Source organism: Bartonella sp. CL436QHHD (assembly GCF_042195105.1).
Classification (GTDB): Bacteria; Pseudomonadota; Alphaproteobacteria; order Rhizobiales; family Rhizobiaceae; genus Bartonella.
Map to the genome: position 1 here is coordinate 186,847 of NZ_JBHINR010000032.1, position 12,826 is coordinate 199,672.

The 12,826-nt window shown below is 37.4% G+C and carries 7 protein-coding genes; 2 read left to right on the forward strand and 5 right to left on the reverse strand.

Going from position 1 to position 12,826, the window contains the following annotated elements; translation table 11 throughout:
- Window positions 1–22: 22 nt before the first annotated feature.
- On the forward strand, window positions 23–493 hold the full coding sequence (tsaE, locus tag ACFIKN_RS04595) for a tRNA (adenosine(37)-N6)-threonylcarbamoyltransferase complex ATPase subunit type 1 TsaE (RefSeq protein WP_273790201.1): 471 nt from the start codon (window positions 23–25) through the stop codon (window positions 491–493).
- Between the two features lie 689 nt (window positions 494–1,182).
- Here the strand turns inward: tsaE and trxA are convergent.
- The 3 genes from trxA to addB form a co-directional block, all read right to left on the reverse strand.
- Window positions 1,183–1,506, reverse strand: coding sequence for a thioredoxin (trxA, locus tag ACFIKN_RS04600; protein WP_273790200.1), 324 nt, complete (start codon window positions 1,504–1,506; stop codon window positions 1,183–1,185).
- 177 nt (window positions 1,507–1,683) lie between these two features.
- Complete coding sequence (gene addA / locus ACFIKN_RS04605; RefSeq protein WP_375657979.1) at window positions 1,684–5,160, reverse strand: double-strand break repair helicase AddA; 3,477 nt, start codon at window positions 5,158–5,160, stop codon at window positions 1,684–1,686.
- Window positions 5,161–5,162: 2 nt separating this feature from the next.
- Complete coding sequence (gene addB / locus ACFIKN_RS04610; RefSeq protein WP_375657980.1) at window positions 5,163–8,282, reverse strand: double-strand break repair protein AddB; 3,120 nt, start codon at window positions 8,280–8,282, stop codon at window positions 5,163–5,165.
- Window positions 8,283–8,600: 318 nt separating this feature from the next.
- On the opposite strand from addB, the gene ACFIKN_RS04615 reads away from it, so the two are divergent.
- The gene (locus tag ACFIKN_RS04615) at window positions 8,601–8,753 is read left to right on the forward strand and encodes a hypothetical protein (RefSeq protein WP_375637353.1); all 153 of its coding nucleotides are present in this window, start codon (window positions 8,601–8,603) and stop codon (window positions 8,751–8,753) included.
- Between the two features lie 510 nt (window positions 8,754–9,263).
- On the opposite strand, the gene ACFIKN_RS04620 is transcribed toward ACFIKN_RS04615, so the two are convergent.
- Together ACFIKN_RS04620 and ACFIKN_RS04625 are read right to left on the reverse strand one after the other, a co-directional pair.
- The gene (locus ACFIKN_RS04620; RefSeq protein ID WP_375643015.1) at window positions 9,264–10,838 is read right to left on the reverse strand and encodes a peptide chain release factor 3; all 1,575 of its coding nucleotides are present in this window, start codon (window positions 10,836–10,838) and stop codon (window positions 9,264–9,266) included.
- Window positions 10,838–12,499 carry a lysine--tRNA ligase gene (locus tag ACFIKN_RS04625; protein ID WP_375657981.1) on the reverse strand — a complete coding sequence of 554 codons (1,662 nt, stop codon included), beginning with the start codon at window positions 12,497–12,499 and terminating at the stop codon, window positions 10,838–10,840. Before ACFIKN_RS04625 ends, ACFIKN_RS04620 begins: the two co-directional genes overlap by 1 nt.
- Window positions 12,500–12,826: the final 327 nt, after the last annotated feature.

The window sequence follows — 12,826 nt, forward strand, 5'->3', positions numbered from 1 at the left end:
CATCCATTTCATGGAACTTTTAATGAATTTTAGTTTTTTTCTTGAAAATGAAGAGGCAACAAAGCTTTTTGCACAAAATTTAGCTCTTTCTTTAAAGCCAGGAGATCTTGTAACGCTGCAAGGGGATCTTGGAACTGGAAAGTCAACCATTGCACGTACAATCATCCAAACACTTGCAAACGATAACACTATGGATGTTCCAAGCCCTACTTTTACTCTTGTGCAAAGCTATCAACTTCCAAAGTTTGAAATTATTCATGCTGATCTTTATCGCCTTTCTATGGCAGAAGAAATTGATGAATTAGGGCTTCATGAAGCTCGTGAGAAAAATATTTTACTTGTTGAATGGCCAGAAAGAAATACAGCTCTTTTAGAGCTTGCCACTTTTGCACTCACCTTACACTATAAAGAACATGGGCGTCATGTAACAGTTAAATCAGCACAACATTCCATTGAATGTTTGCAACAGTCTTTTACAATTCGTACATTTTAAAAAACATAGATATAATCATGGGCATCATCATTTTTTTAGTTGGTAATATCTCAGGATATACCTATGAAATTTGAGATGATGAACAACATAAAGAAGGCTTCATGGAGGCACCGACCATGGAAGATAAAACGAAGTGCTGACTCTTTCATATAACAATGACATAAATTGCAAAGGACAGCCGTTAATTTATAGGAATTCATCAATTTATTTTAGAGAATCTGATACCTACAATTTTGATTCTAGAGAATAGTATAAGAGAATTTTAAATTGAAGTGGTAACCCTTTAGAAGAGCATTCTATAACCTGTAGTGAATTGCTTGTTTCTTTCTGCTTAAAAATTGTGAGCTTCAGAAAAGTAATTTGCAAAGTTTTTGCTTAAAATCTCCTTTTATGTGTTGAAAGCACTATCTATCTCAATAGTCTTATCTAAGAAAAAATACCTTTATGAAATTATCATTCACCCAATATTTTTAACGCGCCTATAAGGAAAGAATTGCCTATATTCTTCATACAAAGCAATTTTTTATAAAAATGGTCAATTGAATCATGCATAAAAGCACGAATTCTTAAATTCATTTAAAATTTTGATTTTTATTGTCTTTTCATTATAATATAATGCAAAAAAGAATATTTTAAAAAGTCAAAAGGAGAGACAAAACTTCTCTCCTTTATAGTGATTATATGTGGAATTAACTAAGCCCATCTTTTATCCATTCAGAAAGACGTCCTTTAGAGGTAGCGCCAACCATATTCGATGAAATATTTCCATTTTTAAACATTAATAATGTAGGGATAGAACGTACTCCGTATTGGGTAGCCAGTTCCGGATTTTCATCAATATTTACCTTAGCAATTTTAACTTGATTTTGCATTTCTATTGAAATCTCATCCAACATTGGAGCAATCACTTTGCAAGGGCCACACCATTCTGCCCAAAAATCAACCACAACAGGGGTGGAAGAGGTTAGAACTTCACTTTCGAAATTGTCCTTATCAACTTTTATACACGTCATTGATTTATCCTTTATATTCACTTTTTATAGATTGGTATAATAACAATTCATATCAAGTTATTGCAAAGATAAATTATTAAAGGACTTTTTTACACTAGAGATTGTGCATTGTGTTTGTTTGGGCGATTTTATGAAAGTAAATAAAGTGTAAAGATGATTTGCAAGGAAAAGAGTAGCTTATAAAGCAACTTCACTAAGAAATGCCTCAAGTTTTTCTGGAGGAAGTTTAAAAATTTTGGCTTCTTTACTGTAGATAAGCAGAGCCTGGATATCTTTATCGGGATGAATAGCTTGCAACAATTTTCGGTAAAGAGCCATTTGCAACCAGTGATGGGAAGCAATAGCAGCTTCATTTTCTGGTGGGGTTCCTGTTTTAAAATCGGCAAAGATAATGCTGTTTTGCGTGATGTAAAGACGGTCAATTTGACCAGAAATTGCTTGTTCTTTTCCACGAATTTTCACAATACCCATTAAGGAGACCTCAGCACGTGAATGCTCAGAGAAAAGGGGCTTGAGGTAAACATGATCTAATATTTTCCAAACATGGCGAAGAGCATCTTCTCTTTGGCTTTCATCCCAATGAGAGGCTTTGATATTGAGATAGTTTCGAGCATAATCTCGACGTTTTTGTGGGGGACAATCGGGTAAGTATTGTAACAATCGGTGAACGAGATTACCATATTCAATGGAAAAAGCCCTGTTGGTATTTTTTTCTCCCAAAACAGGCGAGACGCTATGATATTTTGAATTAGAAGAAATATCGGTATCAGCCTCAATGGAAAGACTAGCAACAGAGGGTCTCAACGGTTTTGGTAGCACTGGTTCTTCTGGTATTTTATGGGAGAAAAAAGCAGGTAAAGGTGGTAAGGTTTGGCATTCAGCACAAGGGACTTTTGAGTTTATAGAAGCAGAAGAAGCAGGTGTAATGCAATAACGCCAAGCTGCAATATCTTCCGAAGAATCTTTTATAGCAAGGGCATGCGGTTCGAGGGCTTTTTTTACGAGTTGTAACCATGTATGAGATGGCGTTTTCGGGCCTTTATATCCACAAATAAACAAGCGATCTTCAGCACGTGTCATTCCTACATAAAGAAGACGCCTATATTCTTCTTCTGCACGCTCTTTTAAATATGAAATTGCTTGTTTAGAGAGTTTTGTATCAAACTTTTCATTGGGATGCCAAATAAAGGCTTGTTTTCCATTCCATTGTGCATTGTTTAAAGGAACTTTAAGCAAGTGAGGCGCATGCTGAGGATGCCAAATCGCACTACCTGGATCGACTAAAAACACAACAGCAGCCTCTAGTCCTTTTGCAGCATGAACAGTCATAATGCGAATTTCTTCATTACTTTGTTCAAATTCACGTTTAATTTCTGGTTCGCTTGCACTTAATGTTTCTAAAAAAGCTTGTAATCCTGGTAATCCTGTTTTTTGAATAGTGAGCGTATAATCCATAAAAGCATCGAGCACATCATTTGCTTCAGATCCTAAACGAGACAGAATTTTTTGTCTTCCCTTATCATTATTCAAAATATGGCTATAAAACTCGAAAACCGGTATTTTATCCACTAAAGCGCGATAATGGTTTAGCCTTTCAAAAGCATCTTTAAAAGATGCCTGCGATGATGCGTGCGTAAATAAGCTTTGCCAAAGAGAGCCGGTGCGGTGTGCTGCAAGCTGATAGAGTTCCTCTTCACTAAGAGCAAAAAGTGGGCTTTTTAAAACACAAGCAAGAGAAAGATCATCTTGTGGCTGTAAAACAAAACGTGCAAGCGCCATTAAATCACGGATACTAATATGTTTGGTAAGCTGTAAACGATCAGCTCCTGCTACGGGAATATTACGGTGTTTAAGAGCACGGGAAAGAGCTGAGACAAATTGATCACGTTTACGGACCAAGATCATAATATCACTTGCACGTATTAAGCGTCCTTTTGCTGGAAGCATTTCGCCTTTTTGTAACCAGTCGGCAATCGTTTCAGCAATTTTTTCTGCTAAACGCACTTCAGGTGTATCTAAATGATTAACAGTTGTATGCCAATCTTGAGGAAAGTCACTCGTTTCTTTGGAAATGGCATCCCATATAACAACTTCACCGGGACTATGAATACGAATAGCTTCATGCACCGTTTTTGTATTTTCTGCCGAAAGTCCTTTATAGTTTTCTGGTGTTTCAAAAACAAGATCAACACTTTTAAGAACATCTGCTGTAGAGCGAAAAGAATAATGCAGTTGTATTTTTTCAAATTGCTGATTTGTTTGCTGCACTTTTTTTTGAATAATTCGTCCATTTGCAGCAAAATTTTCTGGAGCAGCGCCTTGAAAAGAATAAATAGATTGCTTTTCATCTCCAACAGCAAAAAGAGTGCGTATGTTTGTTCGTTGGCTATACCCTGAAAAAAATTCCTGTGCCAACAGTTGAATAATTTGCCATTGCTCAGGGTTGGTGTCTTGTGCTTCATCAAGTAGAATATGATCAAGTCCCTGATCAAGTTTATAGTGCACCCATTGGCTTGCACCTTTGCGCTGTAACAAATGAAGTGTACGCTCAATAAGATCATCAAAGTCTAAGAAGCCATTGGACTTTTTTAGATTCTTATAAATTTTGAGATAAATAGCACAAAGCTGAAAAGCAGCCATATTGAGAGTGGCAACCTTTGCGCATTGATATTTTTCTAAAAGAACAGAAAGCTTGTTTTGTTTATCTTCAAGCATTTGTTGAATAAAAGGCCAAATTTCGTCTGATTTTTTACGAGATAAATTTGAAAAATTACGCGGCTCACCTTTGATTGTAAAATAAATATCAGAAATAATATTGAGAATATTTTTCTCATCATGCACCTTTTCTAATTGGGAAAGTTTTTCCACCATATCCTTAAAGCTTTGACTACCATTGATTTCACAATGCTTAAGAGCATAAAGAGGAAGGCGCGCTGTTTGTTTAATTTGTTCCAGCAGATATTGATTTGTTTCATTGGGCGCTAAGTTAAAAAGCGCGCGCAATTTTTCTTCTCCATTTTCAGATAAAAGAGAAGATAAAAAATCAGACAATTTATGTTGCTTTTCAACTGCTTCATAGAGCAATTGGTTAAAAGTATGTTCGCTAATAACTTGAAGTAACTGTTGCAAAGCAGGTTGTACATCACGACGGGCTAAAAGTTGACGACGGGATTCTTGTCGTAATTTTTTTCGACCGATATCATCGGGAAGTTCAAAATGCCCTGCAATATTGGCTTCTAACATAAATTGATGTAAGAGAGCTTCACAAAAAGCATGAATCGTTTGAATTTTTAAGCCACCAGGCGTTTCGAGAGCACGCGCGAAGAGTTGTCGTGCATAAGTTAGTTTTTGCGCATTAACAGGCTTTTTTTCAAACCGTGTTAAGGTTTCTTGCAGCTGTGCATCATCGAGCTCATTCCAACTGGAAAGCGTGCGAAAAATTCGCGATTGCATAACAGCAGCAGCAGCTCTTGTATAAGTAAGGCATAAAATACGTGCTGGAGGCGTACCGTTTAAAAGCAAACGGATAACACGTTCACTTAAAACGTGGGTTTTTCCAGATCCAGCATTTGCAGAAACCCACACGTTTTTTTGGGGATGTGTTGCTGTTGCTTGTGCATCAAGAGCGGCTTCAGGAATAGAAAAAAACGTCATGATTACTCTTCTTTATGAAAACCACTTGACCATTCCCACAACCGAGCCAAATGGTCGTAGTCACCTTCATATCGTTTTGACATAGGGACAGCATGTGAGAGATAACCTTGTTGTGGATTTTGATAATAAGTTATGAGTGCGATAAGATTTTCCCATGCATTGTCAGCAAGATCAACAGCACTTAGATGAGTTTTTCCGTCTTTTTTCTTTAAAAGAATTGATTGGGATTTAATTTCACCTTTTTTGTTAAGAGGAATGTAAAATAAATTTGAGGGGGTAAAATCTTGAAAATCTGGGAAGCCCCCTTGTATGAGTAAAGCTGTTTCTAAAGCCAATTGCGGAAATAATAATTCACGAACTTGTTTTGATGAAGGAGGGGTTCCGGTTTTGAAATCTAGAATTTCAACCGTTTTATCTGGCAAAACATCAAGACGATCAGCACGTCCTGAAAGGGTTACTCCTGTTGTTCCTATAGGAATTTTTTGTGATACCACTTCCGAATATCGCTCTCGCAGTCCTAAACTTTGTTCCCATTGAATAAAGCGTGGAGCAAGGTTTTCAAAACTATTCCACCAAATTACTTCAATATCGGGTGGAAAATTGAATTTATCAAACTCTTTACGCCCAATAGCAAGCAGTACATTGAGTGCATTTGCAGCATTTGGATTTTTCATTTGTGTGCAAAAAGCTGCAAGAATAGCGTGATAAAGTGTTCCTCGTTCTGAAGCGCTAGGATCATGAATAAGTTCTTTAAGTGGTTTGAGCCTTAAGATTTTTTTAGCATAAATAGCATAGGGATCATATCGCAATGTTTCTATTTCAGTAACTGAAAAATGACGCGGGCGTATATCAAGAGGCGGAGCAGGGCAAGGACGTTCCACCTCAGAAGTTATGCTTGTATGATCAAGCATCTTTGCCCAATGGCGTAGTATTTCACCTCGTTCACGGATTTGTTCCCAAACCTGTTTTCCTACAACTGTTTCCATGCGTTGTAGCCAGCGTGAAGGAATGGAAGGCGTATGATTAACGCGCAATGCGCGACTCATCACCACTTTTTCCATTCCCATCGCCCATTGAAAATCATGCGCAGAAATACCAATACGCTGCTCTGGTGGTTCCAGAGTTAACATCATTTTCATCGGTCGCGATAAAAAAGCATCATTTCGGGTTGATATCGGCCATGACCCTTCATTAAGACCGCCGATGACCACTGTATCAACCGTTTGCAAACGCGATTCCAAAGTACCCCAGATGAATAAACGTGGATGTCCTCCAGGCGAAGGTGCGACGGAACGGGTTGCTACTATGGCAGAAAACATAGCGGGCCATTCACAAAGATGAAATGTTAATCCCGATTGATCACTGACCAATTCACGCAAAAAATTTGATAGGGCTTGTCCTGCTTCGTGTTGATAAAGATGTGCAAGAGAATTATCCTCATTGCGACCAAAATTTTCAAAAACCTCAACAGTTGCTATTGCAGCCTCATTGATGGTGCATTCTTTCTCTTGTTTCATAAGAGATGTTAAAGGTTCAACAGCTTTTTTCAAAAGATGACAAAGGAGACGTGCTTCTTCACATTTCTGCTGATCAAGGGTGTTGACTTCAGAACTATTATGAAAGGATGTATCAATCCATTTTTCGAGAAATTGATCACACTCGCAAAGATTGATGCGCCCTGTATTCCCTCGAAGAACAAAAAGTTCAAAATTTTCTGCCATTTCCCGTAAACGATGACGGTTTTGTTGGAGTGTTGTAAGGGGATGTTTAAGAAGAGAAAGAAAAGCAATGGGATCATCAGCTTGCAATACATTTTCTAAAATAAGTCGTAAGAGAGTTACAGGCAATGTTTGTGCAAGTGGTATTCCGCCTGAATCATTTGCTTCAATTCCAAATCGCTGTAATTCCACAGCAACACGGCGTGCTAAATTACGGTCATTTGTAATAAGGGCTGCAGTTTTTTTGGGTTCTTCAATAGCTTTGCGTAAGGTAACAGCTATCGCAAGAGCTTCTTCACGTTCATTTATAGCTTCAATAAATGACCAATCTACACAAAGATTCTCATAATCATCACGGACAATTTGTACCCATTTGTCTGTTGTAGAAGCTGGTCGGAGTGCTTCTGATAAAAGAGCCATTCGTTTTTTCTTTATGCTACTCTGTTGGCCAATTTCGCAAACATGATGACGTTGACACTCCATGAGAGTTAGAAGTTTTTTTAAATGATATTGAGGATGGCTAAAAACATTTTCTGCAGGATCAAAAAAATCACAAGCTGTTTTTTCTTTATTGCTTGTGCTTAGTGCATTCCATTGTTCTTCATCCATATGAAGATCAAGACCAGGAAGAACAACAGCCCCTTTGGGCAGAGAAGATATAACCTTTAAAAGATGAGAAACTGCGGGCATAGAACCTGACACACCAGCTGCAATGATCGGTTTATCAGGCAGCATGCATCGTAAAGTCTCTGCATGCATTGTGAGTACTTGATTACGCCATTCAGCGGGATTACTTCGTTGTTTTTCTTTCAAGATTTTTGGCCAATTTTGCGTAACAATAGTCAAGAAATCGAGCGTTATTTGCCACCATTCAGCGACCATATCAGGTGCAATATTTTTAAGTTCTGACCAATCTGCTCCTTCTGCTTCAATTTCGTCCATCAAATGTGCTAAATCTTGCGCAAGCCAAATCGCATCAGCACTATGAGCCGGAATAAGTACATCTTCTGTACCAAACATGGCACGCAGATGCGCAGGCAAATTTTCACGCCATGGACGGATAAGGCGCGCTAAAAGTAAAAGACGTTCGCTTTCTCCAATAGGTGGATCGAGAGCGCTGGTATGATTTTCAACAAAAAGAAAACTGTCTTCATCGACATCTCCTAGAGCACGAATGGTTGGCAAAAATGTTGATTGTGTATCACTTCTTTCAACAAAGGCTAAACGCAAAGCGCGAGCAGCACGACGTGTCGGAACATAAATAAGGCTATCGGCAAGGGCAGTTTGAATGTCTCCACTTGAAGCGAAATTATCAATAAGGCTACCAGAAAGTAGTGCATCAACAAAGTGAGGCAAAAAAGCAGTTCCCGGAGAAATAGAAAAGACATGCGGTTTATAGGTCATATGATCTCATATTTGGGATAACAAATTTCAGCTTATTGATTATTTGTATTATTTTGACTGTATACAATATTTATACAAGGAAAAACTGAAAAGCTATGTTTATAAAGCAGATTTTTTAGTTTAGATTTAAAAAATATCGAAATAAATTATATGTCTTAAGTCATCGCGAAAAAATATATAAAATTTTTCTGATATTTTTCAACGTAGAATTGGCTACAGTTTATTCTCTAACTCAAATAGGTAATATAAAAATAAATATTAAAGTTTTAAAAGGTTCTAGAGGTACCAGTGCGCTGTAACTCTTTTAATAATAAATAAATTTACCGTATTTTTTATACAGTTCAATCTAAAAATATCCTTTACATACTCCATCACTTTCAGAAAAAAATAGATATCATGATATTGCAAAACTTAAAAATCAGTTTCATAAATAATATTTTAGAATCCCATAAAAAGCTTGGAAAAAAATAATAATATTTCCACATTTCACAGCGAAAACAGATTACTTTGAGGGAGAGAGTTTTGCGAAATTTTATCGTGCAAGCCTCTATCTTGCTAGAATTACATCCCTTATGCAAAATAGAATGCCCAAAAATATCATTATGTTGCAATTTTATATGTTTGTTTTTAAAGGGACATTTTTCATTGTACTTGATCTTACCTCGTCATGTCATCCCGTAAATAATATAAATGAATAGTATAACGTAAACTTCCGTGAATGGGATGAGATACATCACACACCACCATCATTACATCATAACGCTATAACCACCATCATCATTTTTACCCTCACCCAATATTTTGAAAGCTCTTGGCTATAGAGAAGATCTATAAGAGGTATTGTATTTCTTGCTTCAAGTGTTTTACGCACACACCAATCCTACTTATGATTTTTAAACAAATGATTTTGATTGTTCCCATATAAAAAACGATAAATTATCATTATAAATCAAATTATTGTAGAAAAGATTTTTCTTTATTTTAAGAGCGTACTTGATAATCTTTAAAAGCAGAAAATTTTATTTTAGGAGCTCTTTCTGCCTCATAATTCAATGAAAAATGGTTCTCCGCTAAAAAAACTGGATCACCTTCTAAATCATACGCAATAGCAGAGCGGTGATTGCTGAGAAACTTTTGCAACTCATCTTTGCTCTGCGCTGAAATCCAACGGCATAAATTAAAGCGCGCAGACTCAAAATTCACTGGCAAAGAATATTCTATTTTTAATCGTTCTTTTAAGACATCAATTTGCAAAGCACCAATAACACCAATGAGAGAAGGCGACCCATCATCAGGAATAAACAATTGTACAACCCCTTCTTCAGCCATTTGTTGCAAAGCTTCTTTGAGCTTTTTTGCTTTCATTGGATCGCCTAAACAAACACGACGCAAAATCTCTGGTGCAAAATTTGGTACTCCCTTAAAGAGGATATCTTCTCCTTCAGTCAAAGTATCGCCGATACGCAATGTTCCATGATTAGGGATCCCTACGATATCACCAGCATAGGCTTGATCAGCAATTTGGCGCGAACGCGCAAAGAAAAATTGTGGAGCCGAAAGTGTCATCGGTTTTCCTGTTCGAACCAACTTTGTTTTCATACCACGTTCAAGCGTTCCCGAACATACCCGAAAAAATGCAATACGATCACGATGATTAGGATCCATATTTGCTTGAATTTTAAAAACAAACCCCGTCATTTTAGGTTCAGTTGCTATGACATTGCGCTGATCTGCACTTTGATCACGAGGACTTTGACCAAAATCTATAAGCGCATTGATCAAATCACGAACTCCAAAATTTCGCAAAGCTGAACCAAAATAAACCGGTGTCATATGACCTTCACGGAAAGCTTGCAGATCAAAATTCTTGCAAACACTTTGAGCAAGTTCTACCCCTTCAATAAAAGTTGAACGTTGATATTCAGGGAGTAAATGGACAACCTCTCTGGGATTTGAAACTATCTGCTGTATTATCTCATCATCTTTTTGACGAAAACGATTATGATGAAGGTCATAGGTACCAACAAAATCTTTACCCGACCCAATTGGCCATGTTATAGGCGCGGTATCAAGAGCAAGCTTTTCTTCAATTTCATCTAAAAGCTCTATAGGATCACGTGCCTCACGATCCATTTTATTGATAAACGTAACAATAGGAATATCCCGCATCCGACACACTTCAAACAATTTTAATGTTCTAGGCTCAATCCCGCGGGCCCCATCCAATACCATGATAGCACTATCAACAGCTGTGAGAGTGCGATACGTATCATCCGCAAAGTCCTCATGTCCTGGGGTATCTAGGAGATTAAAAATATGATTTTCATATTCAAACGTCATCACCGAAGTCACAACGGAAATACCACGATCACGCTCAATATTCATCCAATCAGAACGGGTTTGAATACGATCTTTTTTGGCTTTTACTTCTCCTGCAAGTTGAATAGCACCACCAAACAATAAAAGCTTTTCTGTTAATGTTGTTTTCCCCGCATCTGGGTGAGCAATAATTGCAAATGTACGGCGTCGCTTTACTTCCTGCACTCTTCGTTCCATTATTCCTCCGTCGGCCGTGCAAGTGTTTCAGCAATCAGTGCACGCATTTCATTAATCCCATAAAGCGCTATAAATGATCCCCATCGTGGACCTCGCTCTTGTCCAAGAAGGACTTCATACAACATTTGAAAAAAAACATTAGAAACACCAGGCCCACCTTCAGGGCTTTTTTTGCTATGATCTTGATAACGTTCCGTTAATCGTGCAACATCAAGAAGCATATTTTGTAATATGTTGCCATCAACAGTTTCAGGTAAATGAGCTAATTTTTCATCAATTTGTGCTAATGTTTCTCGTTCGCTATCATCTGGTATACGAAATTTCTTGTTTGGTTTAACAAAAACATCAAAATATTTAATAGCAAACTTCACCAATTGATCAAGTTCTGGATAAGTTTGTGCATTTGCTCCTTTAGCGTAACGAGAAATAAAACCCCAAAGAACTTCTGCATTCTCCGCATTTGAAGCACTTACCAAATTTAGGAGCATCGCAAAGGATACAGGCAAATCAACCTGCGGCGGACAACCATTATGAATATGCCATACAGGATTATTCAGACGCTCTTTCCATTCTTGGCGACCATAGGCTGAAAGATGCGCATAGTATTCATCTACAGCTTTAGGAATAACATCAAAATAAAGCCTTTTTGCTGTTTTAGGTTTTGAAAACATATAAAGCCCTAAACTCTCTGTTGGGGCATAAGTAAGCCATTCATCAATGGTTAAGCCATTTCCCTTGGATTTGGAAATTTTCTGCCCTTTCTCATCTAAAAAGAGCTCATAGTTGAATCCTTCTGGGGGCTTTCCACCTAATACTTTACAAATTTTAGAAGAAAGATTTGTGGAATCGATAAGGTCTTTTCCGGCCATTTCATAATCAATGCTAAGTGCTGTCCAACGCATTGCCCAATCTACCTTCCACTGACACTTAACTTTGCCCCCCGTAACCTCTGTTTCTATAGTTTCTCCTGTTTCTGGCTCAATATAAGTGACTGTACCTTTTTCAACATTACGCGCAATCATCGGTACCTGTAATACTTTTCCAGAAAAGGGAGAAATCGGTAGAAAGAGTGAATAGGTCGCTTGCCGTTCTTCACCTAATGTTGGTAAAATAATTGCCATAACCTTGTCATAACAGGCAAGGATTTTCAAAAGTGTTTCATCAAAACGACCAGAATTGTAATAATCCGTAGCACTTGCAAATTCATAATCAAAACCAAAACGATCAAGGAAAGCCCGTAACCGCGCATTATTCGCTGCCCCAAAAGAAGGATAATCATCTCCAAAAGGGTCGGGTACACGACTCAACGGTTGACCAAGATAATGTTCCATCCTTTCGCGATCAGGCACATTCTCAGGAACCTTGCGCAAACCATCCATATCATCAGAAAAACAAAGTAATTTTGTTTTTACTTTATTCTCCGTGAGAATATGAAATGCATGACGCACCATGGTTGTACGTGCAACTTCCCCAAAAGTTCCAATATGCGGTAAACCAGAAGGGCCATAACCTGTTTCAAATATCACATTGTCTGGATAACCCGTTTTTTCATACCGTTTGATAATCTTACGTGCTTCTTCAAATGGCCAAGTTCTCGATTGAGAAGCTGCATCTTTTAATTCAGGCGTAAGGTTGAGGGTATCACACTGATCACGCATCATTATTTATCCTAAAAATTACACTCTTTCAAAATAGGGTGTATGGTTCTTGAATTTATTCGTCAATAATAGCAAGCAAAAAGATGAAAATTTCTTTATACTCTTAAGTCACAATACAAAAACCGCCCTCGTTATAAACATGTTTTGTTCTGATAAAAATCAAAAACATTCAATATTATAAAGCAAAATTGACTTGTTTTGATTATCGAAGCCTTCATTGCTATTATTATCATGGGTTTTGCTTATTATATTTATTAGCGCAGAAGATAAGCTTCTAGTATTGAACGAAAGAACGGTAAAAACCAACAGAAAAATGCTTAAACTAGGCAT